Source organism: Flagellimonas spongiicola (assembly GCF_023502425.1).
GTDB classification, from domain to species: Bacteria; Bacteroidota; Bacteroidia; order Flavobacteriales; family Flavobacteriaceae; genus Flagellimonas; species Flagellimonas spongiicola.
Genome location: NZ_JAMFMA010000002.1, coordinates 250,511 through 276,645 on the forward strand (window position 1 = coordinate 250,511; position 26,135 = coordinate 276,645).

The 26,135-nt window shown below is 39.2% G+C and carries 20 protein-coding genes; 16 read left to right on the forward strand and 4 right to left on the reverse strand.

The genetic code is table 11. From position 1 onward, the window contains the following. Window positions 1-72 precede the first annotated feature (72 nt). From M3P19_RS07325 to rodA, 7 genes are all read left to right on the forward strand, one after another. Window positions 73-525 carry a GAF domain-containing protein gene (locus M3P19_RS07325; protein ID WP_249657004.1) on the forward strand — a complete coding sequence of 151 codons (453 nt, stop codon included), beginning with the start codon at window positions 73-75 and terminating at the stop codon, window positions 523-525. Between the two features lie 92 nt (window positions 526-617). Then, the gene (gene purH, locus M3P19_RS07330; RefSeq protein ID WP_249657005.1) at window positions 618-2,150 is read left to right on the forward strand and encodes a bifunctional phosphoribosylaminoimidazolecarboxamide formyltransferase/IMP cyclohydrolase; all 1,533 of its coding nucleotides are present in this window, start codon (window positions 618-620) and stop codon (window positions 2,148-2,150) included. Window positions 2,151-2,205: 55 nt separating this feature from the next. Then, window positions 2,206-3,234: a rod shape-determining protein gene (locus tag M3P19_RS07335; protein WP_055396723.1), complete on the forward strand. Its 1,029-nt coding sequence runs from the start codon at window positions 2,206-2,208 to the stop codon at window positions 3,232-3,234. A gap of 61 nt (window positions 3,235-3,295) precedes the next feature. After that, window positions 3,296-4,114: a rod shape-determining protein MreC gene (mreC, locus tag M3P19_RS07340; protein ID WP_249657006.1), complete on the forward strand. Its 819-nt coding sequence runs from the start codon at window positions 3,296-3,298 to the stop codon at window positions 4,112-4,114. Beyond that, window positions 4,107-4,613, forward strand: a complete 507-nt coding sequence (locus M3P19_RS07345) for a rod shape-determining protein MreD (protein WP_249657007.1) — start codon at window positions 4,107-4,109, stop codon at window positions 4,611-4,613. Before mreC ends, M3P19_RS07345 begins: the two co-directional genes overlap by 8 nt. A gap of 52 nt (window positions 4,614-4,665) precedes the next feature. Next, entirely contained in the window at window positions 4,666-6,534 is a 1,869-nt protein-coding gene (locus M3P19_RS07350) for a peptidoglycan D,D-transpeptidase FtsI family protein (RefSeq protein ID WP_249657008.1), read from the forward strand. After that, a complete protein-coding gene (gene rodA / locus M3P19_RS07355) occupies window positions 6,524-7,810 on the forward strand; it encodes a rod shape-determining protein RodA (protein WP_249657009.1) in 1,287 nt (428 codons plus the stop codon). Before M3P19_RS07350 ends, rodA begins: the two co-directional genes overlap by 11 nt. Here the strand turns inward: rodA and M3P19_RS07360 are convergent. Together M3P19_RS07360 and M3P19_RS07365 are read right to left on the reverse strand one after the other, a co-directional pair. After that, window positions 7,807-8,607: a DNA/RNA non-specific endonuclease gene (locus M3P19_RS07360; protein ID WP_249657010.1), complete on the reverse strand. Its 801-nt coding sequence runs from the start codon at window positions 8,605-8,607 to the stop codon at window positions 7,807-7,809. The two genes, rodA and M3P19_RS07360, sit on opposite strands and share 4 nt — an antisense overlap. A gap of 79 nt (window positions 8,608-8,686) precedes the next feature. Further along, window positions 8,687-10,852, reverse strand: a complete 2,166-nt coding sequence (locus tag M3P19_RS07365; protein ID WP_249657011.1) for a carboxy terminal-processing peptidase — start codon at window positions 10,850-10,852, stop codon at window positions 8,687-8,689. A gap of 204 nt (window positions 10,853-11,056) precedes the next feature. On the opposite strand from M3P19_RS07365, the gene surE reads away from it, so the two are divergent. Genes surE through M3P19_RS07390 form a run of 5 tightly spaced genes read left to right on the forward strand, consistent with a single transcriptional unit; the run spans window position 11,057 to window position 15,841 of the window. Then, window positions 11,057-11,833, forward strand: a complete 777-nt coding sequence (gene surE, locus M3P19_RS07370) for a 5'/3'-nucleotidase SurE (RefSeq protein WP_249657012.1) — start codon at window positions 11,057-11,059, stop codon at window positions 11,831-11,833. Continuing rightward, the gene (locus tag M3P19_RS07375; RefSeq protein ID WP_249657013.1) at window positions 11,826-12,113 is read left to right on the forward strand and encodes a hypothetical protein; all 288 of its coding nucleotides are present in this window, start codon (window positions 11,826-11,828) and stop codon (window positions 12,111-12,113) included. The genes surE and M3P19_RS07375 overlap by 8 nt, the downstream gene beginning before the upstream one ends. A gap of 30 nt (window positions 12,114-12,143) precedes the next feature. Beyond that, window positions 12,144-13,256 (forward strand): lipid-A-disaccharide synthase, encoded by a 1,113-nt coding sequence (lpxB, locus tag M3P19_RS07380; protein ID WP_249657014.1) that lies wholly within the window; start codon window positions 12,144-12,146, stop codon window positions 13,254-13,256. Between the two features lie 30 nt (window positions 13,257-13,286). Continuing rightward, on the forward strand, window positions 13,287-13,829 hold the full coding sequence (locus M3P19_RS07385) for a C40 family peptidase (RefSeq protein ID WP_249657015.1): 543 nt from the start codon (window positions 13,287-13,289) through the stop codon (window positions 13,827-13,829). 17 nt (window positions 13,830-13,846) lie between these two features. Next, window positions 13,847-15,841, forward strand: a complete 1,995-nt coding sequence (locus M3P19_RS07390; RefSeq protein WP_249657016.1) for a ComEC/Rec2 family competence protein — start codon at window positions 13,847-13,849, stop codon at window positions 15,839-15,841. On the opposite strand, the gene M3P19_RS07395 is transcribed toward M3P19_RS07390, so the two are convergent. Both M3P19_RS07395 and M3P19_RS07400 read right to left on the reverse strand, forming a co-directional pair. Continuing rightward, window positions 15,835-17,367: a peptide MFS transporter gene (locus M3P19_RS07395; protein WP_249657017.1), complete on the reverse strand. Its 1,533-nt coding sequence runs from the start codon at window positions 17,365-17,367 to the stop codon at window positions 15,835-15,837. The genes M3P19_RS07390 and M3P19_RS07395 overlap by 7 nt on opposite strands. A 17-nt stretch (window positions 17,368-17,384) precedes the next feature. Then, complete coding sequence (locus M3P19_RS07400; RefSeq protein ID WP_249657018.1) at window positions 17,385-19,544, reverse strand: S9 family peptidase; 2,160 nt, start codon at window positions 19,542-19,544, stop codon at window positions 17,385-17,387. 157 nt (window positions 19,545-19,701) lie between these two features. On the opposite strand from M3P19_RS07400, the gene M3P19_RS07405 reads away from it, so the two are divergent. From M3P19_RS07405 to M3P19_RS07420, 4 genes are all read left to right on the forward strand, one after another. Then, complete coding sequence (locus M3P19_RS07405; RefSeq protein ID WP_249657019.1) at window positions 19,702-21,018, forward strand: hydroxymethylglutaryl-CoA reductase, degradative; 1,317 nt, start codon at window positions 19,702-19,704, stop codon at window positions 21,016-21,018. Next, window positions 21,018-21,932, forward strand: coding sequence for a GYDIA family GHMP kinase (locus M3P19_RS07410; protein WP_249657020.1), 915 nt, complete (start codon window positions 21,018-21,020; stop codon window positions 21,930-21,932). The genes M3P19_RS07405 and M3P19_RS07410 overlap by 1 nt, the downstream gene beginning before the upstream one ends. Window positions 21,933-22,467: 535 nt before the next feature. After that, window positions 22,468-22,812 (forward strand): helix-turn-helix domain-containing protein, encoded by a 345-nt coding sequence (locus M3P19_RS07415; RefSeq protein WP_249657021.1) that lies wholly within the window; start codon window positions 22,468-22,470, stop codon window positions 22,810-22,812. Window positions 22,813-23,029: 217 nt separating this feature from the next. Continuing rightward, a complete protein-coding gene (locus M3P19_RS07420) occupies window positions 23,030-26,134 on the forward strand; it encodes a SusC/RagA family TonB-linked outer membrane protein (RefSeq protein ID WP_249657022.1) in 3,105 nt (1,034 codons plus the stop codon). Window position 26,135: the final 1 nt, after the last annotated feature.

Sequence of the window (26,135 nt, forward strand, 5' to 3'; positions counted from 1 at the left end):
ATTGCGTAATTTCCGTCGTAGAGTTCGACTTAGAACTCCATTTAAAATAACTTTGCAAAAAATTTTTATTAGATGCTTACAAGTTTAAAACCCAAAGTGGAAGCCATTCTTGAAAACAATAATGAAAGTGTGGATAATCGGCTGTTGGAAGTATGCAATTTATTGCAGGAAACCATTTCATATTATGATTGGGTCGGTTTTTACTTTAAAAATGGAGATAAAGAAGAACTGAAGTTGGGTCCATATGCTGGAGAACCAACAGATCATACGATTATTCCATTTGGTAAAGGCATTTGCGGGCAAGTAGCTGTTAGCAATGAAAATTTTGTGGTACCTGATGTAGCTGCGCAGGATAATTACATCGCTTGCAGTATTACCGTAAAAGCTGAAATCGTGGTACCATTGTTCCTCAACGGAGAAAATATTGGTCAGATTGACATTGATTCGAACACTCCCGATCCATTTACGGAGGCTGACGAACGGTTTTTGGAATTCGTCAACCAAAAAGTATCACAAATTCTTTAAAACTAGTGCAGGATTGTTGATAAGAAGCCCGCATTTTTAGTGGCAAATAAAGTACTTTTGTGTGCTTAAGAAATTGATTTTTTAAGACACCGATGACTACCACCAAAAAAGCTTCTGCAGCACTGATTTCCGTTTTTCATAAAGACGGATTGGAACCTATTGTCAAAAAACTTAACGAACTAGGAGTTAGCCTGTATTCAACGGGTGGGACGGAAAAGTTCATAAGAGATTTAGGTATTGATGTAATACCTGTTGAAGATGTTACCGATTACCCATCCATTCTTGGTGGTCGCGTTAAAACTTTACACCCCAAAATCTTTGGAGGTATTTTAAATCGACAAGACCATGACGGCGACGTTGCACAAATGTCAAAATTTGAAATCCCCCAATTGGATATCGTAATTGTTGATTTGTACCCATTTGAAAAAACTGTGGCAAGTGGAGCTTCAGAACAGGATATCATTGAAAAAATTGATATTGGAGGCATTTCCTTGATTCGCGCAGCTGCCAAAAACTATAAAGATGTGCTTTGTGTTTCTTCGATGGAAGATTATGGCGATTTCCTGAATGTTATTTCCGAAGGAAACGGGAATACCACTTTGGACGACCGCAAACAATTTGCAACTAAAGCCTTCAATGTTTCTTCTCATTACGATTCAGCTATTTTCAATTATTTCAACACCAATGGTTCTGAAACCGCTTTGAAAATCAGTGAACAATCGGGAAAAGTTCTTCGTTATGGTGAAAATCCACACCAACAAGGCATCTTCTTTGGGGATTTTGATGCCATGTTCTCCAAATTACATGGAAAAGAACACTCGTATAACAATCTTTTGGATGTAGATGCTGCCGTGAATTTGATGGGAGAATTCGTAAATGATGATCCTACATTTGCCATCTTAAAGCACAATAATGCCTGTGGTTTAGCAACTAGGAGCACCATTAAGCAAGCTTATGTGGATGCATTGGCCGGTGATCCAGTATCCGCTTTCGGAGGAATTTTGATTTCCAATGTGGAAATCGATGCAGAAACCGCAGAAGAAATCCACAAGCTGTTTTGTGAGGTTGTTATAGCGCCAAGTTATACGGATGACGCGCTAGAAATTCTCAAAGGAAAGAAAAACAGGATCATACTTATTCAAAATGAAGTTGTGTTGCCAGAAAAGTTGGTGCGTACCTGTTTAAATGGGGTATTGGTCCAAGACAAGGATTTTAAAACCGATTCCAAGGAAGAATTGACTTCGGTCACGGAACTTAAGCCATCTTCAGATGAGATTGAAGACCTCATATTTGCTTCCAAACTTTGCAAGCATACCAAGAGTAACACCATTGTTTTGGCAAAGAACAAACAACTTTGCGCCAGCGGAACCGGTCAAACCTCACGCGTAGATGCATTAAACCAAGCCATCCACAAAGCCCAATCCTTCAATTTTGAACTGGACGGTGCCGTAATGGCAAGTGATGCATTCTTCCCATTCCCAGATTGCGTGGAAATTGCACATAAAGCAGGAATCAAAAGTGTTATTCAGCCAGGTGGATCTATAAAAGACCAATTAAGCATTGATTATTGCAACGAAAATGGACTGGCTATGGTAATGACAGGCACACGGCATTTTAAGCATTAATTTTAGTACATTAGCCGATAAAATTTACCGTTAATCTAAAAAACCAACGCTTTCTATGGGATTTTTTGATTTCATGACCGAGGAAATCGCCATTGACCTCGGTACTGCAAACACCCTTATCATACATTTGGACAAAGTTGTTGTGGACAGCCCTTCTATTGTTGCACGAGACCGGATTTCTGGTAAAATCATAGCAGTAGGTCGGGAAGCCAACATGATGCAAGGGAAAACCCATGAAAACATAAAAACGATTAGACCATTGAAAGATGGTGTAATCGCAGACTTTGATGCCTCTGAAAAGATGATCAATATGTTCATCAAAAACATTCCAGCATTAAAGAAAAAATGGTTCCCTCCTGCCCTTAGAATGGTGATCTGTATTCCTTCAGGTATTACCGAGGTGGAGATGCGTGCGGTTCGTGAATCCGCAGAACGTGTTAACGGCAAAGAAGTCTATTTGATACATGAGCCTATGGCGGCGGCAATTGGTATAGGATTGGACATAATGCAGCCCAAAGGAAACATGATTGTTGATATTGGAGGTGGTACCACGGAAATTGCGGTAATCGCTTTGGGGGGTATCGTGTGCGACAAATCAGTAAAGATTGCAGGTGACGTATTTACTAACGATATCATCTATTACATGCGAACCCAACATAACCTTTATGTGGGTGAGAGTACAGCGGAGGCCATCAAGATTGAGATTGGTTCTGCTACAGAAGATTTGAAATCACCCCCAGATGATAAATCTATACAAGGTCGAGACCTTTTGACTGGTAAGCCCAAACAAGTTCAGGTTTCTTACCGAGAAATTGCCAAGGCTTTGGACAAAAGTATCCTACGTGTGGAAGATGCTGTTATGGAAACCTTGTCTCAGACACCGCCTGAATTGGCTGCCGACATCTATAACACAGGAATTTATCTTGCCGGTGGAGGTTCAATGCTTCGCGGATTGGACAGAAGACTTTCTCAAAAAACCGACCTACCGGTTTATATAGCCGAAGATCCTTTAAGAGCTGTAGTAAGAGGTACTGGAATTGCCTTAAAGAATCTTGAACGCTACAAAAGCATTTTAATCAAGTAATCGGAGTCCCAACCGATGACTTTATTTAAAATTTAAAGAACTTTCGTAACGATAGTATTGCATGCAGCGCATTATCAATTTTATTTTAAGTTACCGAAATGCGTTTCTTTATTGCTTTCTTATGGTTATTGCTTTAGTTATGACCATAAGGTCACACTCCTATCATCAATCCAAATTCTTTAATTCCTCCAAATGGATCAGCGGTAATGTATATGGCACAGCCGCCAACATATCATCCTACTTTGGACTGAGGGAAGAAAATGCAAGGTTGGTCGCGGAAAATGAAGAATTGAGAAAATTGTTGTTCAATCAGAATGAACAGATAAGCGCCAACCCCCTTGATTCTACAGTCCTGGATTTTGAAGTAATAAGTGCGGATATAATCAAAAATAGTATCGCCTCGCCCAGAAATTACCTTACCATCAACAAAGGAGCGCAAGATGGTATTGCTACGGATATGGGTGTAATAACAACGAAAGGAATCTTAGGGATTGTGGAAAATACTTCTTCCAAATTTGCTACAGTACAAAGTGTTTTGAACACCAAATCGAACATCAACGCGAAAATCAAGAATTCAGATTACTTTGGATCACTGACTTGGGATGTTAACGATTACAATGTAGTCCAATTAGTAGACATTCCCAGATTGGTTCCATTGGTAGTAGGCGATACCATTGTAACAGGAGCAATGTCCAGTATTTTCCCTGAAAATATTCCTATTGGCGTCATCAAAAAATACGACTTGGATACCTCAAGGAGTTTTTATCATATTGATGTGGAGTTGTTCAACGATATGTCCAACATCAAAAATGTTTACCTGATCATCAACAAAAACAAAGAGGAAATACAAGAATTAGAGGCAATTACAGAAGATGAATAGCGCTTTGATACTTAACGGACTTCGATTTGTACTTCTTGTACTTACACAAGTATTGATTTTCAATACCTTGAATTTTTTAGGGTTTGTAAACCCCTTGGTTTATGTGATCTTCTTTTATTGGTATCCATTGAAAAGCAATAGAGCCGTATTTATGCTTACTGCTTTTTTCCTTGGGTTTATGATTGATATCTTTTCGGATACACTTGCCCTGCATACAATAGCATCGCTAACGGTGGCCTACATCCGTCCCGTAATCATGAGGTTTTGTTTTGGTGTGAATTATGAGTTCCAGAACTTCAGCTTCAAGAACACTACACAAATCCAAAGATTGACCTTTTTAGGGTTACTGGTTTTGATTCATCAATTAGTGTATTTCTCGTTTGAAGTATTGAGCGTATCCCATTTCCTTCTAATTTTGAAAAAGGTTTTTGCTACAGGTATTGTAACTTTGATCATATGCGCGTTATTTAGCTCACTTTTTAGCCCGCAAAGTGAATAAAAGTGGTAAAGTACCGTTGAATTAATAGGCCCAATTGTCTACCCTTGATTAAATGAAAAAGCTACTCTTATCTTCCATTATCGTTATCATAGGATTTACCTTCATCGGAAGACTTTCCTATTTACAGCTTTTTCGATTTTCTCCAGATCAGATTTTAGATGATCCAGCCATAAAGAAAATTTACGATTACCCCGAGCGCGGATATATTTATGACAGGAATGGCGAACTCATGGTAGGAAACCAACCTGCCTATGATGTGATGGTGATCCCAAGGGAAGCAAAACCATTGGACACCTTGGAGTTTTGTGCTTTGTTGGGTATTGACAAGCCTGAATTTATCAACAAGATGAAAAAGGCCAGAACGTATTCCCCTAGACTGCCCTCCGTATTAGTCCCACAACTTTCCAAGGAAGACTATGCCCGATTACAGGAAAAAATGCGGCATTTTGAAGGCTATTACATTCAGAAAAGGTCTTTGCGTTACTATACTACCACAGGTGCTGCCAACGTATTGGGTTACATTAGTGAGGTCAATGAATGGGACTTGGACAATAACCCTTACTACGTAGCTGGAGAGCTAAAAGGTAGAACAGGTGTTGAAAAACAGTATGAGGAGATCCTAAGAGGTAGAAAAGGTGTAAAACATATTCAGAAAGATCGGTTTAACAGGGACATTGGCCCTTATAAAAGCGGTAGGCTAGATACCTTACCGGAGCAAGGTAAAGAGTTACGGATCACACTTGATAAAACCCTTCAGGAATATGGGGAACGCTTAATGTACGGTAAACGCGGTGGAATTGTTGCCATTGAACCAAAATCAGGCGAAATACTTGCCATGATATCAGGTCCAACCTATGATCCTTCGCTTTTAGTTGGCAGGGAACGATCAAGAAACTATAGTAAATTACACTACGATTCAATCTCCAAACCTTTGTTTGACCGATCCATCTCCTTTGAGAAGGAACCGGGTTCACCGTTTAAAACATTGAATGCCTTAGTTGGATTGCAAGAAGGTGTATTAGACCCCAATACTAAATTCAGATGCTACAACGGATTCTACGTGGGTAATCAGAAAAAAGGGTGCCATTGTGGAGGCGGTGTCCGGGATATGAATTCTGGAATCTATCAGTCTTGTAATGCCTATTTTGCAGGTGCCTTTCGAAAGATCTATGACAAGTACCCTACCACCGATGAAGGAATGGATGTCTGGGAAAAGCATATCAAGAGTTTTGGATTAGGAAATTATTTGGGAACTGATATGCCTACTGGTAGACCAGGAAGAATCCCCGGAAAAGAGTTCTATGACCGATGGTATGGAGATGGTAGATGGGCATCATCCACCATTATTTCCAATAGTATAGGTCAAGGCGAAGTGGCTGCCACTCCCCTCCAATTGGCAAATATGACTGCAGCAATTGCCAATAGAGGTTATTACTACACTCCACATATTTTAAAGAGCGTTGGTAATTCGGGTGCTATAGACCTTAAATATACCGAACCACATTACACCACAATCGACAGGAAACACTTTGAACCTGTGATTGAAGGTATGGCCAACGTTTATAAATATGGTACTGCAAGATGGGTGCAAGTCCCAGGTATTGATATTGCAGGTAAAACAGGAACAGTAGAAAACTTTACTAGAATAGACGGACAGAAAGTACAACTTACGGATAATTCTGTCTTTGTTGCTTTTGCACCAGTGGAAAATCCAAAAATTGCCATCGCCGTTTATATTGAAAACGGATATTATGGTGCAAGGTACGCTGGTCATATTGCTTCATTATTAATAGAGCAATATCTTAAAGGTGAAATCACGCGTACTGATTTGGAAAAGCGAATGCTGGAAAAAACCTTGGAGCATGAGTATGCAAAACCTTTGAGTGGGGAACCTTTTAAGATCAACGAATATGTTTGGTAGCAGAGGACTGTTTGGCCGAATAGATTGGCTTACCATTCTTCTTTATGTATTATTGGTCTTAGTTGGCTGGGTCAATATTTATTCCACGACCTTGAGCGACCCAGACCTCTCAATTTTTGATTTCAGCACACTTTACGGCAAACAACTCTTTTTTATAGGTTTAGCAGGATTGGGCATACTGTTCGTGCTTTTCATAGAAACTAATTTCTTTGAACGCTTTGCTTCAATATTCTATATCATCTCTTTGATCTTATTGCTTGGCCTATTCGTTTTCGGAAAAACAATTGCTGGAGCAACCTCTTGGTATGACCTTGGATTTTTCAATCTACAGCCCTCAGAATTGGCAAAAATGACAACGGCACTAGCCCTTGCAAAGTATTTAAGCGATATCCAAACAGATATTAGATCCAGAAAGCACCAAATATATGCACTGGCCATAATTTTACTCCCAGCACTCTTAATATTACCTCAACCAGACCCTGGTAGTTCCCTAATCTATTTTTCGCTGTTTTTTGTGCTTTTTAGGGAAGGATTCCCCCTTTATTATTTGGGTATATTGGTTGTTATGGTCGCCTTATTTGCCACCACATTGATGTTTGGAACAGTTTGGGTTTCTATTGGACTTTTAATGTTGACCATTCTTATTTTCGGTTTTAAAAAGAAGTCGACAAAGATTCCATTACTTCCTTTTATTGCCATCATGGGAGCAGCCGTCCTGTTTTCATTTTCTGTGCGCTTTGTTTTTGACAATGTTTTTGAACAACGCCACCGTGACCGTTTTGCATTGTGGCTGAGTTTAGAAAAAGATGAAAAGAAATTAGAAGAAATACGCAAGACCATAGGTTATAATACCTATCAATCCGAAAAAGCAATCGAATCCGGTGGATTTTTCGGTAAAGGATTCTTGGAGGGAACTCGTACTAAAGGAGATTTTGTGCCGGAACAACACACAGACTATATTTTCAGCTCTGTAGGCGAAGAATGGGGGTTTTTGGGCACAGCAACGGTTATTCTACTCTTTTCCATTTTCTTTCTGCGTCTCATTTTTATAGCTGAACGCCAAAAAAGTGATTTCAGCAGAATGTATGGGTATGGCGTAATTTCAATTTTATTGATACATTATTTCATAAACATTGGTATGGTCATAGGGCTTTTGCCAACTATTGGTGTACCACTACCCTTCTTTAGTTACGGAGGTTCAGGTCTTATCTTTTTTACAATGCTACTCTTTGTATTCCTGAAGTTGGATTCCAATAGGTTAAAAGACGGTATCTAAAATTTCCACCCCAATTTTTCAACGGACGTTTCCAATTTGACTTGCCAATCCTGTGGTTGTTTTTCAAAAAAATCAATTCCGGTGCGGTGTTCCAATGTATCTACCGAAATCAAAAAATCTGACAAGGGTCTATTGCTTTCTTTATTTGCAAAGAGAAAGGCCAATAGCTTTGCATCTTTTCCATCCCCTTTTACAACAATCTTAAAAAATGCATCAGGCACATCCACATCCTCCTCACCAATTTCCTCTAATCCAGGTTCCAAAACCCCTCCTGTAATGACGACCAAATCGCCATACATTTTGCACCATTTACGTATTTGCTGTTCCAAACGATTCCATATTCCTGCATTGAATTCTCGATTTTGTGGACTGATATTACTTGTATAAAAGGTCTCGTTATAGGCATATTCAGAAAAACGCCTATCTCCAGCGGGGCATAAATGCCCTCGATCATATCCCGAACCCTTATAATTTCTCCAGTCAGCAGATTTGGTCTTTACCTTTGGGTCTTCTATAAAATAAGGTCGGTCACGGTCATCATAGGTAAGATGCTCTTTCTTTAATGGATATGCCACCCACTCGGCCTGTTCATATGGTTCATTGTAGGATAACACAAAATAGTCATGCTCAACAATGTTTCCAGTAGTACTTTGGGGCAAGTAATCTAATATTGATGCGATGCCCGCCCTGTCGCCCTCAGGATTGGTATATGAATCTGGCGTATAGAAGTTATCAAAAACCCAAAAACCTATTATACAAAGTATAATAAGTAGGGTATAAAGCTTCTTGTTGTTCATGGAATGAAGATAGGTTAGGATTACAAACAAAAAAAGCCGACTCCTAAAGAAGTCGGCTTGTATTTTAACAAGAAAGTTATTAGCCCTTCACGCTTGCCAACTTTCTTTCACTGCTTTTGATATTATTCAATTGAAGATCTCTTAACACATTAATCGCCTCTTCCACATAAATATCCCGAGCTAAACTTTTATGCCAGCGGTTTCTTTTTTCGCGAAGCACCGGATCTTGAGTAAATAACTCTGTTTCATATTTCAAGGATTCAAAAGTTAGTTTAGAATCATATTCTCTTAAACTTTTGAAATGATCGGAACGTTTTTGAACTTCTTGGTCCCTAATTTTATAATCATCATAACTCAAGGAAACCATTACCTCGTCTTGCTGCTCCTTCAACCATTTTGCATTTTCTTCAATCAATTTGATTTGAGGGTTGTCCTCCATTCTCTTTTTACTATTGGAAACCGCAGTTTCAAAATCGATGTAGCCATCCCATATTTCGTAATCCGCAGGTGAAATCTTATCCCAACCAAGTGGATTGGATTGATCCCTTTCTCCTAAGTCGATATAGCTGTAACGATCCGGAACAACAATATCACTCTTTACACCTTCTAATTGGGTAGAACCACCATTGATTCTGTAGAATTTTTGGGTGGTTAATTTAATCGCCCCCAAATCTCCATGCTCATTACTTCGAACAATATTATCAAGTGGAATAACATTCTGAACCGTACCCTTTCCAAACGTTTGTTTACTTCCGATTACCACGGCACGTTTATAATCCTGCATGGCTGCTGCTAAAATCTCAGAGGCGGACGCGGATAATTCATTTACCATGATTACCAACGGACCATCCCATTGGATGCGCTCGTCCTTATCCTCATGAACTTCCTTGCGCTGACCAGAAGACCTAACTTGTACAATCGGGCCATCTTTTATAAATAGTCCTGCCATTTCCACAACAGTCTTCAATGAACCACCACCATTGTCTCTTAAATCCAGGACAATTCCTTCAACTCCTGCTTCTTTTAAGCGGTCTACTTCCTTAGCCACATCTGTAGCTGCGTTTCTTTCGGTATAATCTTCAAAATCCACATAGAACTTGGGAAGGTTGATCAAGCCATATTTATGCGTTTCTTTTTCAACGGTAGCGGATTTGGCAAACGATTCTTCCATTACCACTACATCACGCGTAATCGAGATTACTTCTATGGTACCATCAACTCTTCTTATAGTCAAATCTACTGTAGTTCCCTTAGGGCCTTTGATCATCTTAATAGCATCTTCCAAGCGCATACCAACTATATCGGTTGGTTCTCCGCCATCTTGACCCACCTTTAGGATTTCATCCCCAACTTCCAGACTCTGCTCTCTCCAAACAGGTCCACCTGAAATAATCTCTATAATCCGAGCACCTTCTGGACGTTTTTGCAATCGCGCACCAATACCTTCAAATTTTCCAGACATACCAATATCAAAACGCTCTTTTTCTTCTGGAGCAAAATAAAGGGTATGCGGATCAAATTCATCTACAATTGTATTGATGTATTGTACAAACCAGTCCTTGCGCTCCAGGTCGTCCACAAAATCGAAAAATTCATCCAAAGTGGACTGCGTATTTTCACGCGCTTCTTCTTCCAACTGTGTTTTGTTCACAAGAGAAGGTAGCGAAGCATAAGTCAAATCAGCTACATTAGTTTTGGTATCGCCAGAATCAGTGATACTGTTTTCTATTTTTCCATCAAAAACAGAAAGTGTGTTGTATTTAAGTTGTTTCCTCCATCGATCTTTTAATTGTTTTCGATTGGAAGCATAATCTTGCTCCGAATAATCGATATTGATGGTTTCTTGCACGGAATAATCGAAAGGCTGCGCCAATACTTCCTTGTAGATATCCTTGGCCTCATCCATACGTTTCATCAAACGTTGGTAAACTATATTGAAGAAGGTAATATCCGTATTCTTGATTTCATCATCAATTTGAAAACGATACTTTTCAAATTCCCTAATGTCGCTGGCCAAAAAATAGCGTTTGGTAGGATCTAAAATATCGATGAAATCGTCAAAGACATTTGATGAGAAATTATCATTCAAGTTTTTAGGTTCATAATGACCTCTCTCAAGAACGTAGGTGATCAAGTCTAATAGCAGCTTATCCTTATCATCATTCTCAAACGATTTGTTGGTAAAACTACAGGATGCTACCGCAACCAGAATTACCATAAGTGCCAAGGTAAATTTCCTTTTCATAAATAAGGTTGTTTAATTGGGAACGAAACTCGTTGGTCATCCAACCAAATAATCATCACTTCATCCACAGTTTCTACTAGTATGAATTCCCTAAGATACAGAAAAAACCGTGCCACAATGGAGGCCTCCTTTTAATTTTTTGTTAAACACCTAGAGTTTCATATCCTAATGAAAAACGTATTTTTACTCTATTAATTATACAAAATGAAAAAACCGCTCATTTTGGTTACCAATGATGATGGAATCACCGCACCTGGATTACGCTCCTTGATCAAGGTGATGAAAGAAATAGGCGAAGTTGTGGTTGTAGCACCTGACAGTCCTCAATCCGGCATGGGTCATGCGATTACAATAGATAGCACCTTGTACTCCAAGCAAGTGGTCATTGACCAAAATGAAGGTGCACCATTAGAGTATAGTTGTAGTGGCACACCAGCAGATTGTGTAAAATTGGCGCTGCAAGAATTACTTGACAGAAAGCCCGATATCTGTGTCAGCGGAATCAATCACGGTTCCAATTCTTCTATAAATGTCATTTATTCCGGTACTATGAGCGCAGCCATAGAAGCAGGTATTGAAGGCATTCCGGCCATTGGGTTTTCGTTATGTGATTATTCTTGGGAGGCTGATTTTCAATACACTACCAAGGCGGTAAGAAAAATTGTTAAGGAAGCCTTGGAACACGGAATCCCAAGAGGGACGGTACTCAATGTCAATTTTCCCAAAACCGATTCCGAACCAAAAGGAATAAAAGTTTGCCGTCAGGCACGCGCCAATTGGAAGGAGCAATTTGACAAACGTACCAGTCCTACAGGTAAAGATTATTATTGGTTATCTGGCGTATTTGAACTGCTGGACAAAGGTGAAGACACGGATGAATGGGCACTTGCGAATGGTTATGTTTCCGTTGTTCCCACAGAATTTGATTTAACCGCACACCATGCCATTGGGCAAATCAATAATTGGAATTTGAATGAATAATAGAAAAGAAGTCTTAATTGGTTTTGCTGTTGGCGTGATTGCCAATTCGTTGGGAACCCTAGGTTATATCTTACTTTTTTCGGATTTAGGAATTGTAGACACCTTCAATGCTGCTGTAACGCAAGGTCATGTTGGTAGTTTGCTGGCTTTGGGCGCCATCCTTAATCTGGTTGCTTTTTTTGGCTTTTTGCGCTTAAAACGCGACCACAGGGCACGTGGGGTTATGGTCGCCACCTTGCTTACTGCCTTGGTGATCATGTACTATAAATTTTTCAATTAATATGATGGACCATCAATTCCTATCTATCCCATGAAATATTACATCATTGCGGGTGAAGCTTCTGGAGACCTCCATGGTTCCAATCTAATCAAGGCTATAAAAAAAGAAGATAGTTCAGCCCAAATTAGATGTTGGGGAGGGGATTTGATGGAAAAAGCTGGCGGGGAGTTGGCCAAACATTATAAGGACATGGCCTTTATGGGCTTCTTGGAAGTCATAAAGAACATCCCCACCATTTTCAAGAATATCGCCTTCTGCAAAGCTGATATTGAAAAGTTTGAACCCCATGTAATCGTATTCATTGATTTTTCTGGATTTAATTTGCGTATCGCCAAATGGGCCAAACAAAATGGCTACAAAACCAATTACTACATTTCACCACAGATTTGGGCCTCTCGCGAAGGAAGAATAAAGAAAATCAAAAGAGATATTGACCAAATGCACGTAATCCTACCTTTTGAAAAGGAGTTTTATGAAGAAAAACATGGGTATCCCGTGCATTTTGTTGGTCACCCTTTAATTGATGCCATTGAGAATACTCCTATCCAAGATGGAGACAACTTTAGATCCAAAAACGGGTTGGATACATCCAAACCCATTATAGCCTTACTACCCGGGAGCAGAAAACAGGAAGTGCAAAAAATGCTATCCATCATGTTGTCCATTTGCAGGGACTATCCAGAATATCAATTTGTGATTGCAGGCGCACCAAGCTTACCAGATGATTTCTACAAATCCTATCTAGAACAAGGACAAGTGGGCTATGTTTCCAATCAAACCTATGCTTTATTGAACTACGCACACGCTGCCTTGGTCACTAGTGGTACTGCTACTTTGGAAACCGCACTTTTTAATGTCCCTCAAGTGGTTTGCTATAAAGGAAATTGGATATCGTATCAAATAGCAAAACGAATAATCACCTTGGATTTTATCTCCTTGGTGAATTTGATTATGGACAAAGAAGTAGTCAAAGAGCTCATTCAGAATGACTTGAATACTAACAACTTAAAAATCGAACTAAGTAAAATCATTGAAGGCACTTCAAGAAATCAGATTTTGGAGGACTATGAAACGCTTCGAAAAAAACTAGGCGGAACAGGCGCAAGTCAATTGGCAGCTAAATTAATTGTTGAAAATGCTTAATTTATGACCTCAAGTCTTAAACCTACTTAAATGTTAACAAGAGCATTAGGCATAATGGTCCTTTTTCTTCTTATTGGTTGCGGAGCCAAAAAGAAAAGAACCTATAGTAAAACACGGACCGTGACAGTGGAAGCTTCTCCTGAAGAATCACCACCTCCAAAAAAATCCAAAAAAGAAGATCGCAAGAACGCGAAAGCTGAACGAATTATTTCTACAGCCATGACATTTGCCGGGACCCGATATAAATTTGGTGGTACCACTCGAAAAGGCATGGATTGTTCCGGACTGGTATTTGTTTCCTTACAGGAAAATGATATCGTTTTCCCAAGAGTTTCCTATCAAATGGCGGAACGTGGCAAACGCATAAAAGTTGGCCAAGTGGAAAAAGGCGATCTGTTGTTCTTCAATACAGGCAAAAGCAGAAAGCGCATTAACCACGTTGGACTTGTGGTCGATGTAACTAAAAACGAAATTAAATTCATTCACGCTACAACCTCACGTGGTGTCATAGTTTCCTCGCTTAGGGAAGGCTATTGGAACCATGCCTTTGTGAAGGCCATGAGGATATTGTAATGCAACAATTCAATTTCGTGTCAATTCAATTGACCATATGCCTTATAACAGGTATAGTGGGTGGTTTCTATTTAAACATTCCTCCAAATCCCGCATTGATCTTTATACTATCCCTTCTCCCCTTTTTCTATCTGGCTTCCAAAAGACGTACTAAACAAGGACCTCCATATTTTGAGCTATTGGCCATATTGATTGTTACGGCAGTAGGCGTGTTTGTGACTGGGCTTTCCACAACCAACACAATTAAAGTCACAAATATGGATACAACCCAGTTTTGGGATCTCAAGGTTATCGAGGCATTAAAACCAACGCCATATTCCAAACGTTTTATAGCCAATATTCAATTTCAAAACGGAAAACCAACAAAAGGCAAGGTTGTCTTAAACCTTACCGGGAATCATTCAGGGTCGACGGTTATTGTAGATGATGAAATTGTATTCATTGGTAGACTGGAAGAAATTCCACCCCCTCGAAATCCGCACACTTTTGATTACAAAGGCTTCTTGGCCAAAAATGGTATTGAATATCAGTTCAGGGCCAAAAATGAAGGCCAACTTCGGATTAAAGACCGACCAACCCGTACCTTGTATGGCTTTGCCATTGAGCTTCGAGATCATATCATTTCAAAACTCGAAAAGCAAAAATTTGGAAGCGATGAATTCAGTGTGATTCAAGCCTTGATATTAGGTAAAAGGGATGCAATATCCACCAATACGTTTGACGATTACAAAGATGCAGGAGCCATTCATATCTTGGCCGTTTCTGGACTGCATGTAGGTATTCTGTTATTGCTTTTGGAATTCCTATTATCTCCCTTGGAATATATTCCAAAAGGAAAATCCATTAAATTAATACTGCTCATTCTTCTATTATGGAGCTATGCATTTGTTGCCGGCCTTTCTCCAAGTATAGTGCGTGCTGTTACCATGTTTTCTTTCTTCGCATATGCTATGTATTTAAACCGACCAGCAAACTCGTTCAACATTTTAGGACTATCCATGTTCTTTATTTTGTTGATTCATCCCCTGTTTTTATTTCAAGTTGGATTCCAAATGAGTTACGCTGCTGTTTTTGCCATTATATGGATTTACCCCAAACTACAGCGATTCTGGTATCCCGAAAATTGGTTTATTCGTAAAAGTTGGCAGTTACTCTCCGTTAGTATTTCAGCACAGCTTGGTGTTTTACCACTTAGCTTATTTTACTTTCATCAATTTCCGGCACTGTTTTTTGTTTCCAATCTCCTTATTGTTCCTTTTTTAGGCATTTTATTGGGAATGGGGATACTGACCATTGTACTGTCCCTACTGGAACTAGTTCCACAACATCTGGTCATTGCTTATGATTTTCTTATCCGTCAAATGAACTCCCTAGTTTCATGGATCGCCCAACAAGAAGGTTTTATTTTTAGAAATATCTCTTTTGACGCATTTCAAATGGTCTTGGGATATATTCTTGTTATAGCACTGGTCAATGCGCTATCCAATGGGAATTTTAAAAGATGGGGGTTGGTGGCAATTGCCATTATTGGATTTCACATCCATGGTATTAGCTTTTTATTACTAGTGCAAAATGAAGAGCAACTCATTGTAGGACATCAAACTAAAAACTCCATTGTACTTCATCAAAAAGGCAGCAATCTTAACATCTATGCCGGCCAGCCAAAAAATGAAATCACTTGGATCAAAGATTTTGCGATAGCCGAACACCTTGATACTATTTTATACCATCCCATTGGTAATACCTATTTATTCAATAATCGTTCACTTTATGTAATGGATAGTTTGGCAATCTATCCTGAACAAGCAGATTACCTAATGCTTACGTATTCGCCCAAAATCCATTTGGATAGATTGTTGGAGCAGCTACATCCCAAATTGGTTATAGCTGATGGAAGTAATTACAAAAGTTCAATAAGGCGATGGAAAGAAAGCTGTCAAAAAAAAAGAATCCCTTTCCACAATACGAGTGAAAAGGGATATTTATCTTTTGTATCAATGAAAGGTCAATGAACCTTGCCCATTAATCGCTTCATCAATGGTCCGAATAACAATACAACAACACCAGCAACTAATGCGTATTTAGCAATTAGGCTAAATCCATCTAAATAGATGTTCAAGGTATCTAACCCCCCTACATTACTGTCATCACTTTCAATTGCTAGTTGCTTGGAAATAAATCCTACGATTTGGAATGCATAGGCCGATGAAAGGAACCAAACACCCATCATAAAGGCAACAATCCGCTTGGGTGATAAGTCAGTGATTTTTGAAAGACCCACAGGTGACATAAACAATTCACCTATAGAAATCAAGAAATACAACATTAACAAATAAGAAAAAGGAACCATCCCATTTTCATCTGCACTTCCTCCACTTAGGGAAACTACGTAAAAGGCCAAACCTGCAAGAAGCAATCCCATTCCAAACTTGTATGGAGTTCTAGGGTTGATTTTCTTTTTCGCCATGTACGTCCACATTATCGAAATTGGTATCGATAGAATTACAATGAACATCGAATTTAGCGCATTGGTCTGACTAGCATTAATCAATGATAGGTTTACATTCCTAGCCGCAAAAAGCGTAATAACGCTGCCATGCAACTCATGGAAGCCCCAGAAAATGGTCATGAAGAAGGTAATCAATAAGGCCATAAAGAGCTTCTTACGTTCATCCATAGTTGATTTGACCATAATTGTCCCCATATATATCAGCACTGCAATACCCACCAAATAAAACAACAAGTTTACGATATTTGTGTCTGCGAAAGCAGTTCCAGCTTCTCCCAAAGATTTATAGGAGTAAAGAAGAAAAGCTATCAAGGGTGCAGAGAAGAATGCCAAGATTGGAATCAAGTGTTTTTGGGGAATTCCAAGCACCTTTCTTTCGTAAACTTCTACGCTTGGTGGTTTCCCACCATCCCCGAAAACGTTCTTTTTAATCCCGCTCCAGAAAAACAACAGTCCAGTTAACATTCCAATACCTGCGAGTCCAAATCCATAATGCCAACCATAGGCTTGACCTAACCATCCACAGAGTAATGGTGAAATAAATCCACCTATATTGATCCCCATGTAAAAAATGGTAAATCCTGAATCCTTACGAGGGTCACCATCTTTGTAAAGCGTTCCCACAAAAGTGGAAATATTGGGTTTGAAGAATCCGTTACCGACAATGATGAAGGCCAATGCCAAAAAGAAGGCAATGTTGTTCTCAATGGCGAGGACAAAATGCCCCAAAGCCATTAATATTCCTCCCAGGAAAATAGAGGAACGCATTCCCAAGATGGAATCTGATATTTTACCGCCGATTACAGTGGATGCATAAACCAATGATCCATAAGAGGCATATACAGCGGCAGCAGCATAATCTCTTGAGGATAAAGCTTCAAAAACCACATTGACCATGTAAAGCGTAAGCAAGGCACGCATCCCATAAAAACTGAAACGCTCCCATAGCTCCGCAAAGAACAGGTAGAATAAGCCTTGCGGATGCCCTAAAATCTGCTTCTCACTGGCCGGTTTAACAATATCTGACATATATTAGATTAATTTGGTTACAAGTTTTCCTTCACGAACTTGGTCATCTTACTAAACAGATGCAACCTCGTGTTCCCCCCATAAATACCATGGTTTTTATCAGGGTAAATGGCCCAATCAAAATCCTTATTGGCTTGCACCAAGGCTTCAATCATGCGCATGGAATTTTGTACATGAACGTTATCATCCCCAGAACCATGTACCATTAAATATTTACCTTTTAACAATTCCGGGTAATTAAATGGGGAATTGTCATCGTACCCAGAAGGGTTCTCTGCAGGAGTACGCATAAAGCGCTCGGTATAAATCGTATCATAAAAACGCCATGAGGTTACCGGAGCAACTGCAATGGCCATTTCAAAAGTATCATTGCCTTTCAGCAAACAATTGGTACTCATATGACCTCCATAACTCCATCCCCAAATTCCTGTCCGAGTTTCATCTACAAAGGGTAATTCCGATAATTTTTTAGCCGCCGCTATTTGGTCTTCGGTCTCATATTTAACCAAATTCATATAGGTGACCTTTTTGAAATCACGCCCTTTGTAGCCAGTCCCACGACCATCAACACAAGCTATGATATAACCTTCAGAGGCCAATAGTTGATGCCAATAATCATTGCCGTTCAACCATCTGTCACTAACCCGTTGAGAACCAGGACCGCTATATTGGAACATTAACAGCGGATATTTCTTATTTGGGTCAAAATTGGAAGGTTTGATTATATACATATTCAAATCATTTCCATTGATTTCAATTGTTGAGAATTCCTTTGGATTCATGTCATACCCCGCAAGTTTTTGCAGCAAGGCACTGTTGTTTACTATTTCCTTCAATAACTTACCATCAGCTGCTTGATGCAAGCTAAATTCATAAGGAGTTGTTGCACTTGAGTACGTATTAATGAAGTATGAAAAATCGGCACTAAAGGCTGCTGAATTGGTGCCCTCTTTGGTAGAAAGTCTTTTTTTCTTCTTCCCATTTGTACTGATGCTGTACACATCCCTTTTAATAGAACCATTCTCTACGGATTGGTAATAGATTTTTTTTCGCTTACTATCATAACCATAATAACGGGTTACATCCCAAGGCCCCTTCGTAACCTGGTTTTTCAATTGGCCATCTTTCGCATACCAGTAAATATGGTTATATCCATCTCTTTCACTTGTCCAGATGAAACTATCGTCGTCCAGAAAAGTCAAATCATCCGTAATGTCCACGTAAGCTGCATCCGTATCTTCCAACAACAAGGAAACCGCATTATTTGTAGCATCCACGGTATACATCTTCAAATGGTTTTGATGCCTATTAATGGTCTGTACACTTAACTCATTCGGATTATGCTTCCATTTGATTCTTGGAATATAGTATGTATCACCCAAATCAACATCTGAGGTGTTCCCAGAAGCAACATCGTACATATGTAGACTCACACTGGCATTTTCCTCTCCTGCCTTTGGGTATTTAAATTCATATTGAAAAGGGTAAAGGTTTTCCCCAAAGACATCCATTGAAAAATGCGGCACATTGGTTTCATCAAATCTTAAAAAAGCGATTTTGCTTCCATCGCTGTTCCATGCAAATGCCCTAACAAACGCAAACTCTTCCTCATATACCCAATCCGTTATGCCATTGATTATGGTTCCCTTGTTACCATCAGAAGTAATTTGTTTAGTGGTTTTGGAAGCAATATCCAAAGTATAAATATTGTTATCGTACACATAGGCCACCTTGGCTCCGTCAGGCGAAAGTGATGGCTCTTGAATCTTAACATCCGAAATCTTGGTAATATTCTTGGTTGCCACATCGTACACATAATAAATTCCTAATCTTGAATGCCTAAATATGGGTTCAATTTCAGTTGCAAGGATTATTTGTGATTCATCCCCGCTGAATTCATAGGAACTAAAATAAGGTACCGAACCACCGGATGCCACAATGGTTTCCAACTTTTCGGAAGTTTGGTAATTGTATTTATCAAGACTACTGGTTCCTGAAGATCGGTCATAATTTAGAATGGTATAATCTTCCCCATTCTTCATGGAGCGTAGGGCATCCATGTATTCGGTTCTAAATGAACCTCTCCAAATTTCTTCTAATGTAATTTTCTTTTTCTGGGCTTGGGATAGGGTTAAAAATCCGAGTGCGAATAGGTAAATTAGGAACTTGTTTCCCATGTATGTTAGAAATTGATTAAAAACCATCAAGTTTACTAATATTTTATCAATTTATGAACATTGCTGTTATACTTCTAACAGCTATTTGATTTGATTTCCTTCAAAAAACGACCCAAAATGACATAATACGTATATTTGAGGCCTTTAACCACGCACCATGAATACTCCTGTTGAAGGATTTTCCAAGCTTTCCAAGACTGAAAAAATCAATTGGTTGGCAACACACTGCACTAAAAACCCTGAAGCCTCAAAAAAGGTATTGGAACGGTATTGGAACGAGGACCCACAAGTACAAAAAATTCACGACGAATTCATAGAGAATACCCTAAGCAACTACTATCTTCCTTTTGCAGTAGCTCCAAATTTCCTTATCAACGGAAAATTCCGTGTAATTCCCATGGTAATTGAGGAAAGTTCCGTGGTTGCAGCGGCAAGTAAAGCTGCAAAATTCTGGTTGGATCACGGCGGATTCAAAACGGAAATCCTGGGCACGGAGAAAGTGGGGCAAGTACATTTTATGTTTTATGGGGAAGAACAGAAGCTAAAGGATTTCTTTACCCAAGTTAAGACCAAGCTCCTTTCCAGCGTCGCTTCCATTACCAAAAACATGGAAAAACGTGGGGGCGGTATCAATGACATCGAACTTCGCAGTCTTGACGATAAGCTTAAAGGTTACTACCAACTGCATTGCACTTTTGAGACCCTGGATGCCATGGGTGCCAATTTCATCAATTCATGTCTGGAACAGTTTGCGAAGACCCTGAAATCAGAGGCGAAAACGTATTCAAGATTTAATGCGGAAGAAGCGGAAATTGAGGTGGTAATGAGTATTCTTTCCAATTACGTTCCCAATTGTTTGGTAAGGGCTGAGGTAAGTTGCCCGGTTTCAGCAATTCAGGAACGAGGCATAAGTGGAAAGGAATTCGCCGAAAAAATCGTAAGAGCAATTGAAATTGCCAAAGTGGAACCCCACCGCGCAGTAACGCACAACAAAGGCGTAATGAATGGTATTGATGCGGTTATCTTGGCTACGGGAAATGATTTTAGAGCTATTGAAGCAGGCGTTCACGCCTATGCCACTAAGGATGGCCATTATTCTAGTTTGACCCATGCGAAAATAGAAAATGATGTCTTTTACTTTTGGACAGAAATTCCATTGGCCTTGGGGACAGTTGGAGGTCTTACATCACTTCATCCAATGGTAAAATTGGCTTTGGAAATCTTGGATAATCCTACCGCAAAGGAATTAATGCAGATAGTTGCAGTCGCTGGTTTAGCGCAAAATTTTGCCGCATTACGCTCATTGGTAACTACCGGAATCCAGAAAGGGCATATGAAAATGCACTTGCTGAATATGCTGAATCAGATGGGTGCCAATGAGGATGAGAAGAAACAACTCATTACGTATTTTAAGGACCATACAGTAACCAATGCCTCCGTAAAAGAAGCATTGGACAAAATCCAGTCTCAATAATGCAACACGAGTTTTACAGTAATGGCAAGCTATTGATCTCTGGCGAATATGCCATTCTGGACGGAGCGAAAGGACTGGCACTGCCTACGAAGTATGGCCAATCATTACAACTTAAAGCCACTGATACTGGCCTGCTGCACTGGAAGAGTTTTAACGCCAACGGGAAGCAATGGTTCGAATCACAATTTGATTTGCCAAGTCTTGAAGTTGTCCTAAATCAAGCTGACCAAACCACCGAGATGCTCCAGCAAATTCTGAGATCATGTAAAGTTTTAAACCCGGATTTCTTGACCTCGGAAAAAGGATTATCTATAGAAACGCATCTGACTTTCCCAAAAGATTGGGGATTGGGAACCTCATCTACCTTAATCAATAGTATTGCAAACTGGGCCAAAGTGGATGCTTACAAGTTGCTAGGGCTAACATTTGGCGGCAGTGGCTATGACATAGCATGTGCTCAACATAATCAGCCATTGAATTACAAACTTGGACCTGATGGTCCAGAAGTGGAACTGGTGGATTTCAACCCTGTCTTTAAAGACCAGTTTTTCTTTGTTTATTTAAACCAGAAAAGAAACAGTAGGGAGGCAATTGTAAAGTATCGAAACACCAAAACAAACAAATCGCATCTCGTAGAAACAATTGCATCAATCACCTCACAAATGATTACATGTTCCCAGCTTTCAGAATTTGAAGAATTGATGACGGTACACGAAGAACTACTTTCTAAAGTACTGGCTGAGCCAACTGTTAAGTCTCAATTGTTCGGTGATTATCCAGGTGAAATAAAAAGTCTCGGTGCATGGGGCGGGGATTTTGTATTAGTTACCGGTCCTGAAACTTACCACGACTACTTTAGAAATAAAGGCTACTCGACAATTTTGCGATATTCAGAAATGATTTTAGGGCAATAGTAGCTAACGACGACCTATTGATCTCAAAATTAGCCATGGATTCTTGAATTTTCATCATTCGTAAATCCAAAAAGGGCATTCATCAATTTAAAGCTACATTTCCTTCTAAGTTTTAACAATTTGGCACTGTCCAAATCTGTTAAACGAGATTTTTATGCTGTCTTGGGAATATTTACTGCTGTTTTTTTGTTTTCAATTTGTTTTAATCGCCATGGTATTGGGCAGAAATAAGGCAAACAGCCAGAATAGGCTAAAACTGATTTTTCTGTTTACCATGTTACTTTCCTATAATTCGTTTTTCACCTTTCTCTTATGGATCAATAAATCGAGTTCTATTTTTCTCAAACTAAATACACTGCTCACTTTTGCAATTTTTCTATGTATAGTTTTTTTCATTTGGACCACTCGTTATCCAGATTCCGGTAAAAAGGGAACAAGCCGTAAGCTCAACACCAAAAACCAACCCAGCAAGTATGGGAAAACTGGGCTTTCTAAAGCTTTTTCAGAAGAGTTAAAGCACAAATTGGATATGCTTATGCAGACAAGAAAACCATACTTAAGTCAAGAATTAAGACTAGATGATATTGCGGAACTTTTGAACATATCAAGACACCATGCCTCTCAAGTAATCAATGAAAATTACGGCTTGAATTTTTTTGATTATGTGAATGCTTATCGAGTAGAGGAAGCAAAACGTTTACTAGAAGGAAATCAAGAAAACGATGTTCAATCAATTTCGGAAGTTGCATATCAATCGGGTTTCAACAATCGGGTTTCGTTCTACAATGCCTTCAAAAAAGTAACAAATACAACTCCTACGGAATATCTACAAGCCAAAATTCCATCTATAAATCCAATTTTCACCGCAAAGAAAACTTAGCCCTTCCCGCCAGTAAATCCATATCGGGAATTGTGTAAAGGTTTTTAAGCATTAACAAAGACGGGGCTTTCTTTCATTTCATTTGCTGCGCGATCCTCACGACAGGAGTGAAATTTTCTCATTTGAAGGATTTGTCTGGAGGATTGTTGAATTAGCCTACGAATTTATGTTTTCCTCCTGCTCGTGTGATTGCACTTACTAACTCAAACATTTAAATATGAAATTTAAAAATCTATGGTTGATGTTTGTGTTCGCGTGCATGTGCATGTACACACAAGCTCAAGAAAAAACAGTGTCGGGTACCGTAACCGACCAAAATGGTCTGCCCTTACCTGGGGTTTCAGTTGTGGTAATGGGCACTACTACCGGAACGCAGACCGATTTCGATGGAAACTACTCCATTATAGCTAATGTCGGACAAGTGTTACGTTATAGTTACATCGGTCAAAAACCTATTCAAAGAACCGTGGGATCAGCTTCGGTAATAAACGTGGGTTTAGAGGAAGATACCCAAGCATTGGATGAAGTTATTTTAACTGGTGTTGCCCAAGGGACATCACAACGGAAATTAGCATTTAAAGTGGAAACCGTGAATCCATCAGGTGTCCAAACCGTGCCAACTCCAGATGCAGCATCTGCACTGATTGGAAAAGTTGCAGGAGCCCAGATTGTGAGAGGAGGCGGAAATCCATTAAGACAATCAGCTGTTATCCTGAGAGGAGCTAGTTCAATTGAAGGTAATTCCAATCCACTAATTATTGTTGATGGTATCATTACCCAAGGAAATTTAAATCAAATCAGCACTCAGGACATTGCTTCTATCGAAGTAGTAAAAGGTGCCGCAGCCTCTTCCCTATATGGTTCTTTAGCAGGAAACGGAGTAATCCAAATAATTACAAAAAGAGGTAAAACAGACAAACCACAAGTTAAATTGAGGTTTGAAAATGGATTCTCGGAAACCCAAAATGATTATCCATTGGCAAGGAACCATGATCGTCTTTTGGATGCACAAGGGAATTTTGACGAAACGAGTGGCAGTATTGTTGCTGATCCAGATGGAATCTTTGACAACCCATGGCCTGGAACCTTAATCAACAATGTAGAAGAATTCATCTCTTCGCAACCTTACAGTCAAATTGGTGTAAGTGTATCCCAGAACATGGAAAAAGTCAATTATTTCATTTCAGCGGAACAAACAGAAGTACAAGGCATTTTAAGAGGATTAGACCCATTTAAAAGGCAAAATGCAAGGTTAAATCTAGATTTGAACTTGACAAATAAATTCAAATTGGAATTAACCAACTACTTAGTACGCCAAACAGGTACAGAGGTTACCCAGCAAGGACAAGGGGACAATGTATTTTTCAATTTACTTACGGCAAATCCTACTGTACGTTTAGATCAAAAAGATGAAGACGGAAATTTTATTCCCTTTTATGATGGTAATGGTTTTATCAACGAATATCAAAATCCTTTATACGTAGTTTCAAATCAAAGGTTTGACAATGTAAACACACGTATGATATCCTCTGTAACAGGAAAATATAGTATAACAGATGATTTGGTTCTAGAAACCCAAGTATCTACAGATAGAGGGCGCAATCGTTTTATTAACTTCTTTCCAAAAGGATATGTTTCGGGATCTCAATTCAATGCCAATACCGACAACGGATTTATTTTTGATATAGACGGTGATTATGTTCGCAACAACTCTTATGCCCAGCTGAACTACAACACTTCTATTGGGGAAGATTTTAATTTTAAAAGCTCGTTAAGATATTTATTCGAAGACATAAAATCCTCCTTTAAAAGAGCACAAAGCTCAAATTTTCTTACTGAGGGGGTGACTAATCTTCAACAAGGAACAGAAAACATTTTAATTGGCTCTGGTTCTTTTCGTGAAAAAACACAAAACGTATTCTTAACTGCCGATTTTGACTGGAAAGAAAAATTGATCTTAGGAGGTTTTGTACGACAAGATCGTAGTTCACTTTTTGGAGAAGACAATAGAGATCAGATTTTTTGGAGAGGCTCATTTGCTTATCGTCTAGGCGAAGATTTAAAATTGGAATGGCTGGATGAATTTAAATTTAGAGGTTCCTATGGTACTGCCGGACTTCGACCATCTTTTGGTGATATTTTTGAAACTTTCAATGTAAGTCAGACAGGTATAACTCCACTACAAATTGGAAATCCTGACTTACAATCACCTACAATAAGCGAGTTAGAAGTAGGAACGGATATTGGACTTTTCAATAAGTTATTACTCAGTTTTACTTATGCTGATTCCAAAACAGAAGATGCCTTATTAACCGTTCCACTTTCAGGTGCTGTTCCAGGTGCCGTTCAGGTACAAAATGTGGCAGAAACGGCATATGAAGCAATTGAAGTTTCTCTAAGTGGCACACCAATACAATCAGAGAATTTTACATGGGACACGGGTGTGACTTTTGCTACGGTAGAAAACACAGTCGTTAGCTTAGGCGATGTAGCACCGTTTAATAGAGTAATCCAAGGATTTGCTGCAGGTGGAAGTGATGTGCAATTGGATGCTGATCCAGCTGTTAATGTATTTAGAGTTGAACCAGGTCAACCTTATGGCGCAATGTACGGGAATCAACTTGTGAAATCTCTGGATGAATTAACAGTAGAAAATGGGCTCGTTATCAATGAAGGTCTGAATCTACCTTTAACTGATTTTTCTGTTAACGAATTCGGGCACGTGATCGTAACGGCAAACGAAGATCAACCAGGATTAGTAAATGCAGGTGGTGAACAAGCTATTCGAAAATGGGATGCAGATACCAATCAACTCGCAGTTGATTTTATTGGTGATACCAACCCAGATTTCATTATGGGTATTCGCAACACTTTTACCTATAAAAATCTAAGATTATACACCTTAATCGATATTCAATCAGGTGGCGATGTGTATAATTATACTCGACAGTTTTTGTATTTCAATGATCGACATGCTGATTTGGATGACTTTGGTGCAGCTGGTCAACAATCATCTTATGCCAACGCTAGCTCTACCATATATAATGGTGCAGCTCCAATCGATTATTTCGTGGAAGATGCAAGTTTTACCAAATTACGTGAAGTTTCATTGACCTATACCTTGGATAAAAACGTCTTTGGGCCTAAAATCCCAATAGATAATGTTCAATTTACCCTATCTGGAAGAAATCTATACACATGGACAGATTACTCCGGATATGATCCTGAAGTGGCGTTAAGTGGCAGTCCAATCTTTAGAATGGACGAGTTCTCTTTTCCAAATTTTAGAACCTACGCCGCTTCTATTCAGATAACTTTTTAAA

Bases quoted from the DNA above. Each gene is read 5' to 3' on its own strand.
- M3P19_RS07325 (WP_249657004.1), top strand. From the start codon at position 73: ATGCTTACAAGTTTAAAACCCAAAGTGGAAGCCATTCTTGAAAACAAT.
- purH (WP_249657005.1), top strand. From the start codon at position 618: ATGACTACCACCAAAAAAGCTTCTGCAGCACTGATTTCCGTTTTTCAT.
- M3P19_RS07335 (WP_055396723.1), top strand. From the start codon at position 2,206: ATGGGATTTTTTGATTTCATGACCGAGGAAATCGCCATTGACCTCGGT.
- mreC (WP_249657006.1), top strand. From the start codon at position 3,296: ATGCAGCGCATTATCAATTTTATTTTAAGTTACCGAAATGCGTTTCTT.
- M3P19_RS07345 (WP_249657007.1), top strand. From the start codon at position 4,107: ATGAATAGCGCTTTGATACTTAACGGACTTCGATTTGTACTTCTTGTA.
- M3P19_RS07350 (WP_249657008.1), top strand. From the start codon at position 4,666: ATGAAAAAGCTACTCTTATCTTCCATTATCGTTATCATAGGATTTACC.
- rodA (WP_249657009.1), top strand. From the start codon at position 6,524: ATGTTTGGTAGCAGAGGACTGTTTGGCCGAATAGATTGGCTTACCATT.
- M3P19_RS07360 (WP_249657010.1), bottom strand. From the start codon at position 8,607: ATGAACAACAAGAAGCTTTATACCCTACTTATTATACTTTGTATAATA.
- M3P19_RS07365 (WP_249657011.1), bottom strand. From the start codon at position 10,852: ATGAAAAGGAAATTTACCTTGGCACTTATGGTAATTCTGGTTGCGGTA.
- surE (WP_249657012.1), top strand. From the start codon at position 11,057: ATGAAAAAACCGCTCATTTTGGTTACCAATGATGATGGAATCACCGCA.
- M3P19_RS07375 (WP_249657013.1), top strand. From the start codon at position 11,826: ATGAATAATAGAAAAGAAGTCTTAATTGGTTTTGCTGTTGGCGTGATT.
- lpxB (WP_249657014.1), top strand. From the start codon at position 12,144: ATGAAATATTACATCATTGCGGGTGAAGCTTCTGGAGACCTCCATGGT.
- M3P19_RS07385 (WP_249657015.1), top strand. From the start codon at position 13,287: ATGTTAACAAGAGCATTAGGCATAATGGTCCTTTTTCTTCTTATTGGT.
- M3P19_RS07395 (WP_249657017.1), bottom strand. From the start codon at position 17,367: ATGTCAGATATTGTTAAACCGGCCAGTGAGAAGCAGATTTTAGGGCAT.
- M3P19_RS07400 (WP_249657018.1), bottom strand. From the start codon at position 19,544: ATGGGAAACAAGTTCCTAATTTACCTATTCGCACTCGGATTTTTAACC.
- M3P19_RS07405 (WP_249657019.1), top strand. From the start codon at position 19,702: ATGAATACTCCTGTTGAAGGATTTTCCAAGCTTTCCAAGACTGAAAAA.
- M3P19_RS07410 (WP_249657020.1), top strand. From the start codon at position 21,018: ATGCAACACGAGTTTTACAGTAATGGCAAGCTATTGATCTCTGGCGAA.
- M3P19_RS07415 (WP_249657021.1), top strand. From the start codon at position 22,468: ATGCAGACAAGAAAACCATACTTAAGTCAAGAATTAAGACTAGATGAT.
- M3P19_RS07420 (WP_249657022.1), top strand. From the start codon at position 23,030: ATGAAATTTAAAAATCTATGGTTGATGTTTGTGTTCGCGTGCATGTGC.